This is a genomic window from Streptomyces sp. AN091965 (assembly GCF_022698285.1).
GTDB lineage: Bacteria > Actinomycetota > Actinomycetes > Streptomycetales > Streptomycetaceae > Streptomyces.
This window is the reverse complement of sequence record NZ_JALDMY010000004.1, coordinates 25,667-43,207: the sequence shown is the minus strand read 5'-3', so window position 1 is coordinate 43,207 and position 17,541 is coordinate 25,667. Positions and strand designations below refer to the sequence as shown.

At 73.7% G+C, this 17,541-nt stretch carries 14 protein-coding genes and 1 pseudogene; 9 read left to right on the top strand and 6 right to left on the bottom strand.

The window, feature by feature from the left end; all coding sequences use genetic code 11:
* Positions 1 to 1,628: sensor histidine kinase (locus MQV74_RS40610; protein ID WP_278195524.1), on the top strand; the 1,628-nt coding region annotated here is incomplete at its 5' end.
* Positions 1,629 to 1,647: 19 nt separating this feature from the next.
* Here MQV74_RS40610 and MQV74_RS40605 read toward each other — a convergent pair.
* Complete coding sequence (locus MQV74_RS40605) at positions 1,648 to 2,364, bottom strand: response regulator (protein ID WP_242729466.1); 717 nt, start codon at positions 2,362 to 2,364, stop codon at positions 1,648 to 1,650.
* Positions 2,365 to 2,554: 190 nt separating this feature from the next.
* On the opposite strand from MQV74_RS40605, the gene MQV74_RS40600 reads away from it, so the two are divergent.
* The gene (locus tag MQV74_RS40600; protein ID WP_242729465.1) at positions 2,555 to 2,929 is read left to right on the top strand and encodes a VOC family protein; all 375 of its coding nucleotides are present in this window, start codon (positions 2,555 to 2,557) and stop codon (positions 2,927 to 2,929) included.
* A gap of 82 nt (positions 2,930 to 3,011) precedes the next feature.
* On the opposite strand, the gene MQV74_RS40595 is transcribed toward MQV74_RS40600, so the two are convergent.
* The 3 genes from MQV74_RS40595 to MQV74_RS40585 all read right to left on the bottom strand — a co-directional run bounded on the left by MQV74_RS40595 (position 3,012) and on the right by MQV74_RS40585 (position 5,293).
* Positions 3,012 to 4,103 (bottom strand): hypothetical protein, encoded by a 1,092-nt coding sequence (locus tag MQV74_RS40595; RefSeq protein ID WP_242729464.1) that lies wholly within the window; start codon positions 4,101 to 4,103, stop codon positions 3,012 to 3,014.
* A 2-nt stretch (positions 4,104 to 4,105) separates the two neighbouring features.
* A complete protein-coding gene (locus tag MQV74_RS40590) occupies positions 4,106 to 4,462 on the bottom strand; it encodes a PadR family transcriptional regulator (protein WP_242729463.1) in 357 nt (118 codons plus the stop codon).
* An 87-nt stretch (positions 4,463 to 4,549) separates the two neighbouring features.
* The gene (locus tag MQV74_RS40585; protein ID WP_242729462.1) at positions 4,550 to 5,293 is read right to left on the bottom strand and encodes a hypothetical protein; all 744 of its coding nucleotides are present in this window, start codon (positions 5,291 to 5,293) and stop codon (positions 4,550 to 4,552) included.
* Positions 5,294 to 5,458: 165 nt separating this feature from the next.
* On the opposite strand from MQV74_RS40585, the gene MQV74_RS40580 reads away from it, so the two are divergent.
* The 3 genes from MQV74_RS40580 to MQV74_RS40570 all read left to right on the top strand — a co-directional run bounded on the left by MQV74_RS40580 (position 5,459) and on the right by MQV74_RS40570 (position 8,238).
* A complete protein-coding gene (locus tag MQV74_RS40580; protein ID WP_242729461.1) occupies positions 5,459 to 6,004 on the top strand; it encodes a GNAT family N-acetyltransferase in 546 nt (181 codons plus the stop codon).
* A gap of 146 nt (positions 6,005 to 6,150) precedes the next feature.
* Complete coding sequence (locus tag MQV74_RS40575; RefSeq protein ID WP_242729467.1) at positions 6,151 to 7,191, top strand: methyltransferase; 1,041 nt, start codon at positions 6,151 to 6,153, stop codon at positions 7,189 to 7,191.
* Positions 7,192 to 7,320: 129 nt separating this feature from the next.
* Positions 7,321 to 8,238, top strand: coding sequence for a phosphotransferase (locus MQV74_RS40570; RefSeq protein ID WP_242729460.1), 918 nt, complete (start codon positions 7,321 to 7,323; stop codon positions 8,236 to 8,238).
* A 49-nt stretch (positions 8,239 to 8,287) separates the two neighbouring features.
* Here MQV74_RS40570 and MQV74_RS40565 read toward each other — a convergent pair whose 3' ends face one another.
* The gene (locus MQV74_RS40565; protein WP_242729459.1) at positions 8,288 to 8,797 is read right to left on the bottom strand and encodes an ATP-binding protein; all 510 of its coding nucleotides are present in this window, start codon (positions 8,795 to 8,797) and stop codon (positions 8,288 to 8,290) included.
* A gap of 148 nt (positions 8,798 to 8,945) precedes the next feature.
* On the opposite strand from MQV74_RS40565, the gene MQV74_RS40560 reads away from it, so the two are divergent.
* The gene (locus MQV74_RS40560; RefSeq protein ID WP_242729458.1) at positions 8,946 to 11,825 is read left to right on the top strand and encodes a helix-turn-helix transcriptional regulator; all 2,880 of its coding nucleotides are present in this window, start codon (positions 8,946 to 8,948) and stop codon (positions 11,823 to 11,825) included.
* A 385-nt stretch (positions 11,826 to 12,210) separates the two neighbouring features.
* Positions 12,211 to 13,683: pseudogene (locus MQV74_RS40555) on the top strand (S8 family peptidase); the annotation flags it as partial.
* Positions 13,684 to 13,764: 81 nt separating this feature from the next.
* Here MQV74_RS40555 and MQV74_RS40550 read toward each other — a convergent pair.
* Complete coding sequence (locus MQV74_RS40550; protein WP_242729457.1) at positions 13,765 to 14,802, bottom strand: aliphatic amidase; 1,038 nt, start codon at positions 14,800 to 14,802, stop codon at positions 13,765 to 13,767.
* 220 nt (positions 14,803 to 15,022) lie between these two features.
* Here MQV74_RS40550 and MQV74_RS40545 point away from each other — a divergent pair, with 220 nt between their 5' ends.
* Positions 15,023 to 16,678, top strand: a complete 1,656-nt coding sequence (locus MQV74_RS40545) for a carboxylesterase/lipase family protein (protein ID WP_242729456.1) — start codon at positions 15,023 to 15,025, stop codon at positions 16,676 to 16,678.
* A gap of 80 nt (positions 16,679 to 16,758) precedes the next feature.
* Complete coding sequence (locus MQV74_RS40540) at positions 16,759 to 17,538, top strand: PTS sugar transporter subunit IIA (RefSeq protein ID WP_242729455.1); 780 nt, start codon at positions 16,759 to 16,761, stop codon at positions 17,536 to 17,538.
* The last annotated feature ends 3 nt before the right edge of the window (positions 17,539 to 17,541 follow it).

Below are 17,541 nucleotides of genomic sequence, written 5' to 3'. Positions count from 1 at the left end.
ACCGCATCCACAACCTCCTCGACGCCGTCATGAACCTGGGGCACGGCCTCGAACTCCCCCAGGTCCTGCGCGACATCGTGGAGGCGGCGGTCACGCTCACCGACGCCGAGTACGGGGCCCTCGGCGTGATCGGCGACGGCCGCCGCCTCTCGCAGTTCCTGCCGGTGGGGATGGCCGACGAACTGGCCGCCCGGATCGGGCAGGCACCCTGCGGACGCGGCATCCTGGGCGAACTGATCAGCAATCCGGCGCCGTTGCGCCTGACGGACCTCGGTCGCCACCCGGCCAGCTTCGGCTTCCCCGCGCACCACCCGCCGATGCGGACGTTCCTCGGGGTGCCCATCCGGGTGCGCGACGAGGTGTTCGGCAACCTCTACCTGACCGAGAAGCGCGGCGGCGCCGGATTCGACGCCGACGACGAGGCCGTCCTGACGACGCTGGCCAACGCCGCCGGAGTGGCGATCGACAACGCCCGCCTCTACCACGAGAGCCGACGGCGCGAGCGCTGGCTGGAGGCGCTCAGCGAGATCACCCGCAGCCTGTTCGCGGGGACCGCCTCCCGCGAGGTCCTGCGTCTGATCGCCCGCCGCGCGAGCGAGGTGGCCGACGCCGACCTCGCCGCCGTGCTGCTCCCGGCCCCGGCGGGCGGCGACCTGCTCACCGTGGAGGTGGCGCACGGCCCCGGCGCCGCGCGCATGGAGGGCGCGACGCTGCCCGCGCGGGGGTCGCTGGCCGGGCTCGCCGCCCGCAACGGCCAGGCCGTGGCCACCGCGGACGCCGACAGCGACCCGCGCGCCCATCCGCTCGGCGCGGCGGCGTACGGCCCGACCATCGTGGTCCCGCTGCCCCAGGGCACCTCGGCCCCCGGTGCCCTGCGCCTGAGCAGGCGATCCGGCCGCCCGGCCTTCGACGACACCGAAGTGCCGCTGGTCTCCCGCTTCGCCGACCAGGCCGCGATCGCCCTCGAACTGGCCCGGCACCGCACCGAGTCGGAGGAGCTCGCCGTCCTCAAGGAGCGCGACCGCATCGCCCGCGACCTGCACGACCTGGCGATCCAGCGCATCTTCGCCACCGGCATGACCCTGCAGAGCGCGACCCGCATGATCGAGCATCCGGACGCCGCCGAACGCGTGGCGCGGGCGGTGCGGGACCTGGACACCACCGTCGAGATCATCCGGTCGACCATCTTCGAACTGCGGTCCGCGGGCGACGACCGGGGCGGGCCCGGGCTGCGCCACCGGCTGCCGGAGACCGCCCGCCTCGCCGCCCAGTCCCTGGGCTTCAGCCCGTCCCTGCGCATCGACGGACCGGTGGACTCCACCGTGCCGGCCGACGTGGCCGAGCACGTCCTCGCCGTGGCCGCCGAGGCCCTCAGCAACGTCGCCCGGCACGCCCGGGCCGGTCGGGCGGACGTGGTGCTCGCCGTTCCGGCCACGGGGGACGCCCTCACGCTCACCGTGACGGACGACGGGGCAGGCATCTCCGGTCCGGGCAACTCCGCGGGGCGCAGCGGCGGTCTGGTCAATCTGCGCTCCCGGGCCGAGCAGTACGCCGGGTCCTTGACCGTCGAGTCCCCGGAGGCGGGCGGCACCCGCATCGTGTGGCGTGTGCCGCTGCCCGGCGACTGAACTCCCGCGCGCTCCGCGGCTAGCGCCTCGCGCCCTGCTGCTCGCGCAGCCGCTCGGCGATCACGGCCGCCTGGACGCGGCGGCCGACGCCGAGCTTGGTGAGGATGGACGAGACCCGGTTCTTGATGGTCTTCTCGGCGAGGAACAGCCGGTCGGCGATCTGCCGGTTCGTCAGGCCCTCGCCGATCAGCGCCAGGATCTCCGCCTCGCGCGGTGACAGGCGCTCCAGCTCCGGCGAGCGGGCGGGCTCGGGCTCCGGTTCGCGCAGCCGCGCCATCACCCGGGCGGTCGCGCGCGGGTCCAGCATCGAGGCCCCGCCCGCCACCGTGCGCACGGCGTTCACCAGGTCCGAGCCGTCGATCCGCTTGAGCACGTAACCGGCCGCGCCCGCCATGATCGCGTCGAACAGCGCCTCGTCGTCGTCGAACGACGTGAGCATCAGACAGGCGAGGTCCGGCATGCGGGCGCGCAGCTCCCGGCACACCTCCACGCCCGCGTGGTCGCCGCTGCCGCCCTCGCCGAGGCGTACGTCGAGGACCGCGACGTCCGGCCGGACGGCGGGGACGCGGGCGAGCGCCTCGGCGGCGTCCGAGGCCTCCCCGGCCACCACGATGTCGGGCTCGGCGTCCAGCAGGTCCCGTATGCCCCGCCGCACCACCTCGTGGTCGTCGAGGACGAAGACCCGCAGCGGCGAAGCGGGCGCGGGAACGGTGTCGTTGTGTGTACGTGCTTCCACGGAAGTCCAGGTTACGGCCCGTACGCCCGGCCCCCGACACGAGGTGAGGGCACCCGGCGGCCACCGGGAGGCCGATGCGGTGAGGTGCCTTCGCTTCGGGTGAACCCAGCGGTACACCCCCGCCCCAGTGGGTACGAGCCGTCCCGTACGGAACCTCACCGAAATGCCCTCGGAGCGAAAGGCGCTGGACATGATTCGAAAGCTGCAAGCGGTCGCACTGGACTGTGCGGATCCGGTACGGCTCGCGACGTTCTACGCGGAGCTGCTGGGCGGCCGAGTGGTCGCGGACCCAGAGGACTCCGACTGGGTCGAAGTGCACGGGTTCGAGGGGACACCGCTGGCCTGTCAGCGCGTGGACGGCTACCGCCCGCCCGAGTGGCCGGGCCAGCAGTACCCGCAACAGCTCCACCTGGACTTCGACGTCGACGACCTCGAAGCGGAGGAGAAGCGGGCCCTTGACCTGGGCGCCACGGTCCTTGAGCGGACGGACCAGCTCCGGCCGGAGGCCAACTGGCGTGTCTACGCGGATCCGGCAGGGCATCCGTTCTGCCTGTGCCTGCACTGACGTCACGTGTGCCCGGACTGACGTCACGTGCCTGCTGGACGCCGCCGAGCCGCGTACCGACGCGGCCGAGCGGCGACAGCGGCTAGTCGGTGCCGTCAGGCGCGGCGGCGTCCGGGCGGCGGCTGGCGCGCCACTCGCCGACCGCCGTCCAGCCCAGGCTGCCGACCACGCCGGTGTAGAGCGCGAGCCAGAAGTCGAAGGACGTCTCCGAGTCCAGCACGTGGTCCACGAACAGCAGGGTGACCACGCCGAGCAGCAGCAGCGTCCCGTACATCTTGCGGCGGGCCGCGCGCTCCTTCTTGCGGGGGCCGTCGGCGAGCCGGAGGGCGTAGATCCCGACGTCCCCGAAGACGTCCTCGGCGTGCTCGCCGGGCTCCACGGCGGCGAGGTGCTGCCGTGCCTCGCGCACGTGCCCGCGCGCCTCGGCCGCCGTCATGCCGTGCCGCCCGCGCAGCAGTCCGCCGAGCCGGTCGAGCCACGCGGCGTCGTCGCGGCCCGCGGGCGGGCGCACCGCGAACCACCGGTCGACGACCCGCTCCGGGACGGCGAAGGCCCCCACGGCGCAGGCCGCGCACCCCGCCATGAGGACCGGCACGGGCACGGCGAACAACTGCACCTCGGGCACGGCGACACCGACCCCGCCCCCGGCCGCGATGACGGCGGGCACACCGGCGGCGAAGGCGTACGCGCCTTTGAAGCGCCCGGCGGACCGCGCCACCACGGCCACGGTGATCAGGCCGACGGCCAGGACGACGGTGGTGATGCCCACGACGCCCGGCCAGCTCACGCTCACCCACAGCCCGTCGTGCACCCAGTCGATGGCGCACAGGACGGCACCGACCACCCCGAGCGTGCCGAACGCGGCGAGCAGCCGCTCCCCGGGAGTGAGGCCGTGGGTGTCGGTCCGCGCCCGGTACTCCTCACTGACGCGTTCCTCGGCGACGGCGCGCGCGTACGCCTCCGGCGCGCCGAACAGGTCGTGGGCGGTCCGCCCTTCCTCGCGCACCAGCTCGTGCACCTCGGCGAGGACGTCGTCGGCGAGCCCCGCGGGCGCGTCGTGGTCGAGGACGAGGCGCAGCTCGACCGTCGCCGCCCAGTCCGCGTCCTCGTCGAGGTCCCAACGGAGGTTGTGCTTCCGCGTCTGCTTCTGTGACTCGTGCTGTGACGTGGCCACGGCTACTCCTCGTCCCCCGCACCGTCGGCGAGCGTGGCGACCATGGCGGTGAACGCGTGCCACGCGGCCCGCTCCCGCCCCAGTCGCTGCCGCCCCGCCTCGGTGATCCGGTAGTACTTGCGCCCGGGCCCGCCCTCTCCCGCGCCCCACTCGATCTCGACGGCGCCTTCCTCTTCGAGGCGGCTCAGGGCGGGGTAGAGGGCGGCGGGCTTCACGCCGGTGAGTCCCGCGTCGGCGAGGCGGCTGAGCAGGGCGTACCCATAGCTCTTGGCCTCGCTGTCGAGGACCCCGAGGAGGCAGAGCGGCAGGGCCGCCCGGGTCCAGGCCGCCGTCCCAAGGGCTGCCGCGTGTGCTGCCACCGAGGTCGCTCCTCTGCTCCACCGACTATTACGGAATTCAGAATAGTCGAGGAACTGAGTAATCGGACACGCACCCCCGTGCGGCCGCTACGCGGTCCGGCCGTCCCGCAGCCTCACCGCCGTGCGTCCGGACGCGGGGTCACGCTCAAGGAGCACGTAACGGCTGAGGACGGCGAGGGCGACGATGCAGCCGCTCATCTCCAAACCCTCCTCCACGAGCGTTCCCAGCATGAGCACGACGCTGTGGCCGTTCTCGAGTGCCCAGCCGTTGAACGCCTCGGTCACCAGCGCCCCGCCGAGATACACCCCCAGCGCGCTGAGCACCCCGTTGCGCAGATCGCGCGGGAGCCCCCGCGCCCACAGCACGGCGCAGACGGTGCCCGCCGCCGCGAGCAGCGCCCCGGGCAGCACCCAGGCGTGCGTGGGCAGCGCACCCCCGGCCCATTCCTTCCACGACCGGCCGACCTCGCCGAGGCGCTCGTGCAACGACACCGTCTCGTCGATGCTGAGCAGCGCGGTCGCGGCGGCCAGGCCCAGCCACGACAGCCGCCCGGGGCGCGTGTCGCGCCCGCTGAGCAGTGCCGCGGTCAGCGCCACGCCCGCCACGGCCAACAGGAGCGTGCTGTTCCACCACGTGGCCAAATTGGCCTCGACGTCGACGTTCACCAACCTGCGGATGGTCGGGATGGAGTCGTAGTGGTTGTAGGCACGCGTACCGAGGTCGGCGAGGAGTAAGAACGCGGTGGCGCCCGCGGCGCACCACAGGACGCGGTGGGCAGGCGGTCTCACGAGCTCACCGACGCGCTGGTCGTGGGTTTGTGTATCGGTCATGCGTACGGAGGCTAGCGGCTTGATCGGCGGACGAGGCGTCCGGGGGCGCTCCGCGGGGTGCTGTTCCGGACAGAACTCCCGCGGCGGGCGCGTACGCGGTGAACTCGGTTCCCGCGCCGCTTTATTGGATTGCCGCCGCTCGGCACGGTCGGATAGGAAGCTCGCATGCTGAGAGGGAGCAAGGTCGGGCTCAGGGCCCGGCACGAGGACGACGTGCCCGTCCTGCACGCCGAACTCCACGACGACGTGGCCAACCAGGCGCGGTCCGACACCCGGCCGTGGCGGCCGATCACGCCCGGCTCGAAGGAGTCACGCTTCGCGGTGGACGACGAGGAGCAGCGCCACGCCGCCTTCTCCGTCGTGGAGTTGGCGGGCGGCGCGCTCGTCGGCGACGCGGTGCTGTGGAACATCGACCCCCACAACCGGTCCGCGCACATCGGCCTCGGAATGCTGCCGTCCGCGCGCGGCAAGGGCTACGGCACGGATGCGGTCGCGATCCTGTGCCACTACGGCTTCGTGGTGCGCGGCCTGCACCGCCTGCAGATCGAGACCCTGTCGGACAACGCCGCGATGCTGCGCTCCGCCGAGCGCAACGGCTTCGTCCGCGAGGGTGTGCTGCGCTCCTCGGCCTGGGTGATGGGCGAGTTCGTCGACGAGGTGCTGCTGGGGCTCCTCGTCGAGGACTGGAAGCCGGACCTCACCTCGGCGTGACCGGTGAAGCCAGGGCCTGGCCCGTGACGCTCAGAACACGCCATTGGTGACCCGTGCGGCGGACGCCGGGGTTGAGGGAGCGGGCCGTGGGGCACGGCTGTGCTCGACCGGGCACGGGAGCGGAAGGAGCCGGGGCGATGGGTGACATGGGCACTGCTGGTGAGCGGGGTGCGCACGGCGGGGGCGGGGGAGGTGCCGCACTCATCGACGCGGCGCTCGGCTTCGTGTTCCCGGCCGCGCTCAGGGCGGCCGCGCTCGCGCGCGTGGCCGACCACCTGGCCGACGGGCCGCGCGCCCCCGCCGAGTTGGCCACCGCCACCGAGACCGACCCGGCGGCCCTGACCCGGGTGCTCCGGCTGCTCGCCACGCGGGGCCTGTTCAGTGAGGACGAGCGGGGGCACTTCCGCCTGGAGGCGGCGGGGCAAGCACTGCGGTCCGACGTCCCGGACTCGGTACGGGACGGGGTCCTCATGATCACCGACCGTACGTTCTGGCTCCCGGCGGGCCGGATGGACCACTGCCTGAGCACCGGCGGATCCGTCTTCGAGGCCGTCTTCACGCGGCCGTTCTTCGACCACTTCGCCCAGGACGCCAAGACCGCGGCCGTCTTCCACGACGGCATGGCCGCCATGTCCAGCGTGGAGAACGGACCGATCGCCGGGGCCTACGACTTCCCGAAGACCGGCACTGTCGTGGACGTCGGCGGAGGCCAGGGCGGGTTCCTCGCCGCGATCCTGCGGGCCGGGCCGGGGCTCAGTGGTGTGCTGTACGACCAGGCCCACGTCGTGGCCGGGCACCGCCTCGCCGACGACGCGGCGCTCGCCGGACGGTGGTCCACCGCGGAGGGCGACTTCTTCACCGAGGTGCCCACGGGCGATGTCGTTGTCCTCAAGCGCATCCTGCACGACTGGCAGGACGAGCAGTGCGTCCGCCTGCTGCGCGCCTGCCGCCGCGCGCTCGCCCCGGGCGGGCGGATCCTCGTGGTGGACGCGGTCGTCGCACCCGACAACCGCCCCCATCAGGCCAAGGACCTGGACCTGCTGATGATGGCTTCGCTGGTGGGGCGTGAGCGCACGTACGAGGACTTCCGCGGCGTGCTGACCGAGGCGGGCCTGCGGCTGACCCGTGTCGTTCCCACTCCCACCGTCCTGAGCATCGTCGAGGCCCAGGCCGTGGACGACGCGTAGGCGACCGACGGCTCTTGGACCCGGGCGGCCGGACCGGATCGTCCGCTGCAAAAGCCCCTGGGGCACCGGGACGTGACCCGGATCGCCCCGGAACCCGTGCGGACCGCCGCCCCACTACCGTTGCTCCCCATGACGGCACCCGACACGGACATCACCGAGGACTTGATCCGGGATCTGCTGCGCGCACAGCACCCGGACCTGGCGGACCGCCCCCTGAAGCTCGGGGCGCGCGGTTGGGACAACCAAGTGTGGCGGCTCGGCGACGACCTCGCCGTGAGGGTGCCCTGGGCGACGCGGTCCGCGGACGAGCTGCTGCGCAAGGAGCACGCCTGGCTGCCCGCCCTCGCCCCCCTCCTGCCCCTGCCTGTTCCCGTGCCGCAGCGCCTCGGCGAGCCCTCCGCACGGTTTCCCCGGCCCTGGCTCGTCACCACCTGGGTGCCGGGCGAGCCCGCAGACCACGCTCCCGCCACGCGCGCCGCGGAGGCGGCCGTCGGCCTGGCCGCCTTCCTGACCGCCCTCCACCGCCCCGCGCCCGACCGGGCACCGGCGGGCCGCGACCGTGGCGGCGCGCTGGCCGACACCGCTGAAGGGTTCACCCAAGGCCTCGCCTCGGCCACCGACCTGGGGCTGGTACGCGACCCGGAGGCCGTCCGCGCGGTCTGGGAGGACGCCGCCGCCGCGCCGGGCTGGGCGGGACCACGGCTCTGGCTCCACGGCGATCTGCATCCGGCCAACGTCCTGACCTCGAACGGCACCTTCTGCGGCGTCATCGACTTCGGCGACCTCTTCGCCGGTGACCCGGCCTTCGACCTCGCCGCCGCCTGGATCCTGCTGCCGGACGGAGCCCTCGACCTCTTCCACGAAGCCTGTCGGCCGAGCCCGGACGCCGCGACCCTGCGCCGCGCCCGCGGCTGGGCGGTGCTGCGCGCCCTCGCCTGCCTCCACATCGGGCACGCCGGAGTCCACGGCCGCCCCGGAGGCAAGCCGACCTGGGGGCCGCCCGCTCAGGACGCGCTGCGACGACTCACCGCGTCGGTCCGCCTGTGAGCCGAGCACGCGGGTGGCGGGTGACCCCCGACCCGCGGGGAGCTGCTGCTCAGGGCAGGGGGAGTTCGGCGAGGACGGTGGTGCCCGTGCGGGAGGGGCGGATCGTGGTGTGGGCGGCGTAGGCCTCCACGAGGGCGAGGCCGCGGCCGGACTCGGCGTGCAGGAGGTCCGCCGTGGCGTCGTCCGGCGCGGTGGTGTGCCGGTCGGGGCGGCGCGTCACACGGCGGTGCCAGCAGCCGGTGTCGTGGACCTCGACGCGCAGGACGCCGGGCAGGAGACGCAGCCGCAGAGTGACACGGGGGCTGCCGCTGTGCAGTATGACATTTGTGACCAGCTCAGTGACGACGAGCGCCAGCGCCTCGCGGGTGGCGGCATCGAGGTGCCAGGCCCGCGCGGACGTCGTCGCCAAGCGGCGCAGGGCCGGAGCCGCGGCGGCGGTGGCCGCCAGCGTGGCCAGCGACTCGCGGTGCACGGTGGCCGGGCCAGTGGGCGCCGCGGACGCGGCCGGGATGGCACCGGTGCCCGTTCGGGACGGTTGCGCGTACTGGGCGGTGATCATGCGGTCCTCCCGCTGCCGTGCCCGGAGCGTCGCATCACGGGCGCTTAGCACGCTGTCAACCGCAGCAGGCGGAAAGCAATCAGTGCCGGGCGAAATACGGATACGCAAAGAAGGCCGGAAGGCCTGGTAGACGGCGTACAGGAGCAGCGTGGTCACGCAGGGTGAGGAATTCTGGGAAGGCCGGATACGGCGGACACTGGCCGAGAAGGACGCCGGTCCCGTCCTCGTCCTGGTCGCCGGAGCCGCGGGCGCCGGCAAGAGCCGGCTGCTGCGGCGCCTGGCCGAGCTGCCGGAGGCCGTCGGCGTGGTGATCCCCTGGCGCTCCGGCGACCGTCAGACTCCGGATGTCGCCGCCGACGCCCCCGCGCTGGTGCTGGTGGACGACGTACACACGGCGGACGAGGAGGCTCTGGCCCGGATACGGGTCCTGGTGGCGAAGGCCGGGCCGCAGACAGCCGTCGTCGTCACCTACCGCCCCGAAGAATTGGCCCGGCCCGGTCTGCCGTTCGGTCCTGCGCCGCTTCGCTACCCCGACGACCTGGTGATACTGCGCCACCGCGTGCTGCCGTGGCACGCCGGTCAGGTGGCCGAGGCGGCGAGTGAGGCCCTGGGGGAGGGGTGTGGCCCTCAGGCCGTGGCTCGGCTGCACGAGCGGTCGGGCGGTGTGGCCCAGGTGGTGGTCGACCTGCTGGCCGTGCTGCGGGACAGCGCGGGGGAGCGCTGCACCGCCGCTGACGTGGACGCCGCGGGGGTGCCCGTACGCCTTGCCGAGCTGATGCTGCACCGCACCGACGCCCTGCCCGGTCCTGCACGGCGCGTGGTGTGGGCCGCGGCGGTCCTCGGCGAACCGGCGTCCGGGGCGGACCTGCTGACCGTGGCCGGGCTTGAGGCGCGTACGGCTCAGGAAGTGGACGACGACGACCACGGCGACCGGGGAGGCCATGACGGCCGCGACGCGCTGGTGGCCGCCCTCGCGCGAGCCGCCCTCCTTGAGGACGCCGAGCACCGCTACGCCCTGCCCGTCCCGCTCGCGGCCGAGGCCGTGCTGGAGACGGTCCCCGGACCCGTGCGCCAGGAGCTGCACGGCCGGGCGGCCGCACTGCTCCAGCGCAGGCACCCCGTGCCATGGGCGGCCCTGGCCCGGCACCGCCGGGCGGGCGGCGAGATGCGCGCGTGGCTGCGGGCGGTGGAACGCGCGGCCCGCGAGTTCGCGGCCGAGGGCCACCACCAGGAAGTCATCGCCCTTCTGGAGGACACCCTCGCCTCGCCGCTCGTGTCGCACCCCGCGCGAGCGCGCCTCGCCCCCGTCCTGGCCGCCAGCGCCGTCGTCGCGCTGCGCTCCGACCAGACGGTCGAGGTGCTCACGCAGATCGTGCGGGACGAGAACCTGCCGCAGGCCGTACGCGGCGAGATGCGTCTGGACCTGGGACTCCTGCTGTGCAACCAGGTCGGCATGAGCACGCACGGCTGGGCGGAGCTGGAACGGTCCGCCGCGGAGCTGCGCGAGGCGCGTCCGGAGCTCGCGGCCAGGGCGATGTCGGCCCTGGCCATGCCCTACTGGCCGGGCAACTCCCTGGACGTGCACCTGGCGTGGATGCGCGACGCGGAGCGGGCCAGCGCGGCGAGCGGCGACGAGGTCGTGAAGACCGCGGTGGCCGCGAACCGGGCGGGCCTGGCCCTCAGTTACGGCAACCCCGAGGGGTGGGAGCTGCTGAAGGCCCTTCCCGTCGACAGCCCCGACCCCCGCTGCCGCCGCCACGCGGCCCGCGGCCTGTGCAACGCCGCGGACTCCTCGGTGTGGCTGGGCTTCTACGACCGCACCCGCGAACTGCTCGACCAGGGCCTGGAGCTGTCCGCGCGCAGTGGTGCCCCCTACACCGAGCGGACGGCGATGGGCACCCGGCTGCTCCTGGAGTGGGCGACCGGACAGTGGGAAGGCCTCGGTGAGCGCTGCGAGGCGTTCGTCCGCGAAACCGCCGACATGCCCGTCATCTCGGCCGACGCCCGCACCGTCCTGGGGCTGCTCAACCTCGCCCGCGGTGGGTGGGGCCCGGCGGCCTCATGGCTGTCGGGCAAGGACGCGCCCCTGGCCGAACACGCCGCCGCCCCCCTGGGCGCGACCCTCGCCGGGGCCCTCATCCGCCTCGCCCTGGCGCGGCAGGACTTCGCCGACGCGGCCGCGCAGGCCCGTGCCGCCTGGAACAACATCGTCACCAAGGGCGTGTTCGTCTGGGCGGCGGAGCTGGCGCCCTGGGCGGTCGAGGCGTTGGCCCGCGACGGCGACACCGCGGGCGCGCGCCGGCTCGTGGACACCTTCGCCGACGGTCTGAAGGGCCTCGCGTCCCCCGCCGCCGACGCGGCCCTGTGGTGGACCCGTGCCGCGCTGGCCGAGGCGACCGACGACCCGGCCCGGGCCCGCCCCCTCTACCAGCGGGCGGCGAGTGCGTTCGCCGCCCTTCCTCGGCCCTACGCCCACGCCTTGACGGCCGAGGGCGCCGGACGCTGCGCCCTGCGGGAGGCGGACGCCGACACACCCGATGGCCAGGACACACCCGATGTCCGCGACACACCCGGCGACCACGACACACCGGATGACCAGGACACATCCGGCGTTCGCTCCACAGCCGACGACCGCGACACGACGGACAACGACCACGGCGACACGCACGACGAAGACGCCGCACCCGACGAAGGCGCCACACCCGGCACGCCCCGCGCACGGGGCCTCGCCGATCTCGCCTTCGCCGCCGAGCAGTTCAGTGACCTCGGCGCGGCCTGGGACGCGGCGCGCGTGCGCGCGCTCTCGCGCGTCCACCAGCCCGAGAAGCACCGCCGCCGCCCCGGGCGGCCTTCCTACCGCGACCAGCTCTCCCCGCGCGAGCGCGAAGTCGCCGAGCTCGCGGGCAACGGGCTGACCAACCGCGAGATCGCCACCACCCTGCACCTGTCGCCCCGTACGGTCGAACAGCACGTCGCCCGGGCCATGCGCAAACTGGGCACCGCGACCCGACAGGAGCTGGCCCCGTAGGTCTTCCGCTGCGACCCCAACGCCGCCCGGCAAGGCCCGCGTTGACGGGACCGGTGCTCGCGTCACCACCAAAACCCCAGGTCAGGCCTAGACCAACGCGGCCTGCGGGCATGGTTAATTGCGTATCCGTAGGTTGGGCCTCCCGGATAGGCGCGCTGTTCCCCCGGCCATAAGTTCCGTGCCACCGGTTGGTCGAACGTTCATCTGTTGCAGGCCGTACGAGTCCTGCGTGACGGACAGGCGTGCGTCCGGCCGGGAGCGCGTCACGGCGTCTCCCCAGAGCCCCGCGCGCCCCCGGGCCTGTGCCGCCCCCACATCCCCACACGCACCATTCGGCACAGGCGCGGAGCAAATTGTCATGCACGGCACGAACCGCTGGTCCGGCATGCCCGGACCAGCCCGTGAAAGGCACATCTTGAGCGGTTCCAGACGCATACGCATATCCCTGCTGGCCACGGTCGGCGCCGCCGTCCTGGTCGGCACCGGAGTCACCACCGTCGTCGCAGCCCCGGGCCCGGACTCCGCCGCGGTACCCGGCGCGTCCGTGGCGAAGGCGGTCCCCACCGAGCGCCTCATCGTCGGCTACACCGCACGCGCCGACGAGGCCACCTCCAACGCCGAGGCCCGCGCCGACGCCCGCGCCAAGGGCGATGACGTCGGCGAGAGCCTCGCCTTCGAGCGGCGCCTCGGCACCGGCGCCGCCCTGGTCGACCTCGGTGACGACCTCGGCACCAAGGACGTCAAGGACGTCATGGCCGCCTTCGCCGCCGACCCCGACGTCGCGTACGTCGTCCCCGACACCCGTATGTACGCCGCGGCCGACCCCAACGACACCTACTACGCGCAGCAGTGGGACCTCTTCGAGGACAAGGCCGGCATGAAGGTCCCCGGCGCCTGGGCGCAGGGCGCCACCGGCGAGGGCGTCAACGTCTCGGTCATCGACACCGGCTACGTCGCCCACTCCGACCTGGCCGCCAACGTGGTCCCCGGCTACGACTTCATCTCCGACCCCTGGATGGCCCAGGACGGCGGCGGCCGGGACAGCAACTCCGCGGACCCCGGCGACTGGATGAACCGCGGTGAGTGCGGCACCGACGCGAAGGGGCAGCCCGTCCCCGCCCGCGACACCAACAACTCCTGGCACGGCACCCACGTCGCGGGCACCATCGCCGCCTCGGGCGACAACGCCAAGGGCATCACGGGCATCGCCCACCGGGCCAAGGTCCAGCCCGTCCGCGTCCTGGGCAAGTGCGGCGGCACCACGGCGGACATCATCGACGCCATCACCTGGTCCTCCGGCGGGACCGTGCAGGGCGTCGCGGCCAACCCCTACCCGGCCGACGTCATCAACATGAGCCTGGGCGGCGGCGGTGCCTGTGACGCGGGCACCCAGAGCGCCGTCAACGCCGCGGTGAACCGCGGCACCACCGTCGTCGTCGCGGCCGGCAACTCCAACGCCAACGCCGCGAACTTCAACCCGGCCAGCTGCAAGAACGTCATCGCCGTCGCGGCCGCCGACCGCCAGGGCAACCGGGCCGTCTACTCCAACTACGGCAGCGTCGTGGACATCACCGCCCCCGGCGGCGAGACCTCGCCGAACACCGCCGACGGCATCCTGTCCACCCTGAACTCCGGCGCCCGCGGCGTCGGCGGTGAGACCTACGTCGCCTACCAGGGCACCAGCATGGCCGCGCCCCACATCGCCGGGCTCGCCGCGCTGATGTACCAGACCGAGCCCGGCATCAGCCCGGCCCGGGTCGAGTCGACCATCAAGGCCAACGCCCGCTCACTGCCGGGCAGCTGCTCAGGCGGCTGCGGCGCGGGCCTGGCCGACGCGACAGCGACCCTGTCCGCGCTCGGCACCCCCTGACCGCGACGGAACCCCTCGGGGCCCGGTGCCGCGACGGCGCCGGGCCCCGGCACGCGTACACCGCAGGCCTCAGTCCTCCTTCGGGGGCGGCACGGGCAGCGAGCCCACCGGGCAGTCCGCGACACCGGCCGTGTCACGGGTGATCGCCTCGGCGTTCTCCGCGGCCTTGGCCGGGTCGGTCACCCAGAGCCGGTAGAAGTCGAAGGGGCACTCCGCCACGCCCCGTTCGCCCTCTCCCGCCGCGTGCACACCGGAGTAGCCGCGGTGCATCAGCTTGTACAGGTGGTTCTGCGACTGGTCGTGGGCGCGCGCGTCCCGGATGGCGGACACCGACAGCTGCGCGTACTGGATGCCGTACTCCTCCTCGCCGGTCTCGCCCAGCGTGCGCCCGTCGAAGCCGATGAGCGCGGAGTGCCCGAAGAAGGAGTAGACGCCGTCGAACCCGGTGGCGTTGGCGACCGCGACGTAGCAGTTGTTCGCCCAGGCCATCGCCTTGGCCATCAGGACCTGCTGGTCCTTGGCCGGGTACATATAGCCCTGGCAGCGCACGATCAGCTCGGCGCCCTTCATCGCGCAGTCCCGCCAGATCTCCGGGTAGTTGCCGTCGTCGCAGACGATCAGCGAGATCCGCATGCCCTTGGGGCCCTCGGTCACCCGCGTGGCGTCCCCCGGGTACCAGCCCTCGATCGGACACCACGGGAAGATCTTCCGGTACTTCTGCGCGATCCGGCCCTGGTCGTCGATGAGCACGAGGGTGTTGTAGGGCGGCTTGTGCGGGTGGTCCTCGTGCCGCTCGCCGGTCAGGGAGAAGACTCCCCAGACCCCCGCCTCGCGGCAGGCCGCGGCGAAGACCTCGGTCTCCTCGCCCGGCACGCGGGAGGCGGTGTCCAGCATCTCGCCCGGGTCGTACATGATCCCGTGCGTGGAGTACTCGGGGAAGACGATGAGGTCCATCCCTGGCAGGCCGACCTTGACGCCCTTCACCATCTCGGCGATCTTCCGGGCGTTGTCGAGCACCTCGGCCCTGGTGTGGAGCCGGGGCATCTTGTAGTTCACCACTGCGACCCCGACCGTGTCCGGGCCGGAGGCGATGTCGCCATGGCGCATCGTTCGCTCCTTCCGTTGCGTTGCCGTACCGGGCGTCCTCGCCCAGACAACGCCCGCCCCGACGGCATGACAAGCGTTCCGACAGGGAGTCACGGGACGGAGCGAGGCTCCTGTCCGCCGCCATATGGGTGCATTCCGAACAGGTGACCACGCGCGGTCCCGGGTACGTACCAGGGCGCTCGGGTCCACCGTGGGCCCCCGGCCGCCGAAGGACGTCACCATGCCGGAACCCCGTCCCTCACGACGCCGAGGCGGCGCGCTGTGCGCGCTGGTCCTCACGCTGTCCGCTCTCCTCACCGCACCGGCCACGGGCGCCGAGGCCCCCGGCCGACCGGCCGCGCGCGGCCCGGGTGACGACGGCCCGGTCGTCGTCACCGACCACGGGCCGGTACGGGGCCGGTCCCACGGCGTGTACGACACCTTCGAGGGGATTCCCTTCGCCGCACCGCCGACCGGGCCGCTGCGCTGGCGCGACCCGCGACCGGCACGGCCCTGGCACGAGGTGCGCGACGCGGGCGCGCCCGGCCCGAAGTGCCTCCAGCTCCCGCAGTTCGGGCCCGGTCCGGTGACCGGCTCGGAGGACTGTCTCACCCTCAACGTGACCGTGCCCTCCACTCCGTCCGCCGCGGCGAAGGGCCGCGGCCGGCCGGTCATGGTCTGGGTGCACGGCGGCGGCTTCACCATCGGCTCGGGCTCCCCGTACCGGGCCGAGCGCCTCGCCGTCCAGGGCGACGCCGTGGTCGTCACGCTCAACTACCGGCTCGGCGTCCTCGGCTTCTTCGGCCACCCCGAGCTGCGCGGCGCGACCGACTTCGGCCTCGCCGACCAGCGGGCGGCGCTGCGCTGGGTACGGGCCAACGCGGCCCGCTTCGGCGGGGACCCGGGCCGGGTGACGCTGTTCGGGGAGTCCGCCGGGGCGCTGAGCGCCTGCGCGCACCTCACCTCGCCGAAGTCCGCGGGGCTCTTCCACCGGGCGGTGCTGCAGAGCGGGTCCTGCATGACCGCGTTCCCGCGCGGCGCCATCCTCCCCCTCCAACCCCGCTACGAGCCGTTCGTGCCGAGGAGCCGGACGGAGACGGCGGGCACGGCGGCCGCCGCCGCACTCGGCTGCGCACGGCCGGGCGGGACGCTCGACTGCCTGCGCCGCCTGAGCCCCGGCCAACTGGTCACGCCCTCGCTGACGCAGACGTTCTCCCTCGTCTCCTACGGGGGCGCAGGGCTGCCCCTGCGCCCCGACCGGGCCCTGGAGAAGGGCCGTTTCCACCGTGTGCCGGTGGTGCAGGGCAGCAACAAGGACGAGCTGCGGCTCTTCCTCGGCCTGACGCAGTCGACGAACCCGATCCCCGACGCGAGCGCGTACCGGGCCCGCCTCGTCCACTCCTTCGGCGCGGCGGCGGCGGCCGTCGAGAAGCAGTACCCGCTGACGGCGCACTCCTCGCCGGGGTCGGCCTGGGCCGCCCTGACGTCCGACGCCTCGTTCACCTGCCCCGCGCTGCGGGCGAACCGCGCGCTGGCCGCGCGCGTGCCCACGTACGCCTATCTCTTCAGTGACACGAACGCGCCGCGCCTCGCGGAGCTGCCGGCGGTGGAGGGCTACCCCTACGGGGCGGCGCACGGCTTCGAGCTGCCGTACCTCTTCCCGACGGACACGGTGCCGCGGTTCTCCCCCGGACAACACGCGCTGGCGGCCCGCATGACCGGCTACTGGACCCGGTTCGCGACCACCGGTGACCCGAACTCCGCGGGCGCACCCACCTGGCCCCGCTCCGCCGTCGGCCCCACCGTGCTGTCGCTGGCCCCCGGCCCGGACGGCATCCGCCCGGTGGACGCCACCACCGCACACCACTGCGCGTTCTGGGACCGGCAGAGCGACTGAGCGGGAACGGGCCCGTCGGCGGGAAGCCGCACGGCCCGAGCCCTCGGCCCGGCCCCGTGGCCTGTGAAACGATCAGCCGCATGGTGTCTGTGAGCGCATTGCTGCCGGTGGAGGCGATCCGGCTCGGGGTCGAGGCCGAGGACTGGCGCGGGGCGGTCCGCCGCGCGGGTGAGCTGCTCGTGCAGGCCGGCAGCAGCACGGACGCGTACACCGCCGAGATGATCCAGAGCGTCGTGGACAACGGCCCGTACATCGTGCTCGCGCCCGGCTTCGCCTTCGCGCACGCGCGGCCCTCACCGGCGGTGCTGCGGACGGGCATGTCCTGGGTACGGCTCGCGCGGCCGGTGGAGTTCGGGCACGCGACGAACGACCCGGTGGACCTGGTCGTGGCGCTGGCCGCGCGGGACGCCGCGCAGCACACCGAGGCGATGGCCTCACTGGCCCGGCTGCTCGCGGACCCGGAGACCGAGCGGGCCCTGCGGGACGCGCCCACGCCGCAGGCCCTGCGGGCGCTGCTCGCGGGGGAGAGTCCACCGGGGCCCGCACAGGACCGCGAGGCGAGCGGCGGCCGGACTGTGCACAAGATCCTCACCGTCTGCGGCAACGGCCTGGGCACGAGCCTGTTCCTGAAGAACACCCTGGAGCAGGTCCTCGATCGCTGGGGGTGGGGCCGGTACGTCACCGTGGAGGCGACCGACACCATCTCCGCCAAGGGCAAGGCGGCCGAGGCCGTCGCGATCCTCACATCCCGCGAGATCGCCAGGACCCTCGGCGACGTCGGCATCCCCGTGAAGGTCGTGGACGACTTCACCTCCACCGCGGAGGCCGACCGGGTGCTGCGCGACACCTACGACGTATGAGCC

What these genes read in the sequence shown, in the direction of transcription:
- MQV74_RS40600 (WP_242729465.1), top strand. Translation starts at nt 2,555, where the DNA reads ATGATTCGAAAGCTGCAAGCGGTCGCACTGGACTGTGCGGATCCGGTA.
- MQV74_RS40585 (WP_242729462.1), bottom strand. Translation starts at nt 5,293, where the DNA reads ATGACCGATACACAAACCCACGACCAGCGCGTCGGTGAGCTCGTGAGA.
- MQV74_RS40580 (WP_242729461.1), top strand. Translation starts at nt 5,459, where the DNA reads ATGCTGAGAGGGAGCAAGGTCGGGCTCAGGGCCCGGCACGAGGACGAC.
- MQV74_RS40575 (WP_242729467.1), top strand. Translation starts at nt 6,151, where the DNA reads ATGGGCACTGCTGGTGAGCGGGGTGCGCACGGCGGGGGCGGGGGAGGT.
- MQV74_RS40570 (WP_242729460.1), top strand. Translation starts at nt 7,321, where the DNA reads ATGACGGCACCCGACACGGACATCACCGAGGACTTGATCCGGGATCTG.
- MQV74_RS40565 (WP_242729459.1), bottom strand. Translation starts at nt 8,797, where the DNA reads ATGATCACCGCCCAGTACGCGCAACCGTCCCGAACGGGCACCGGTGCC.
- MQV74_RS40550 (WP_242729457.1), bottom strand. Translation starts at nt 14,802, where the DNA reads ATGCGCCATGGCGACATCGCCTCCGGCCCGGACACGGTCGGGGTCGCA.
- MQV74_RS40545 (WP_242729456.1), top strand. Translation starts at nt 15,023, where the DNA reads ATGCCGGAACCCCGTCCCTCACGACGCCGAGGCGGCGCGCTGTGCGCG.
- MQV74_RS40540 (WP_242729455.1), top strand. Translation starts at nt 16,759, where the DNA reads ATGGTGTCTGTGAGCGCATTGCTGCCGGTGGAGGCGATCCGGCTCGGG.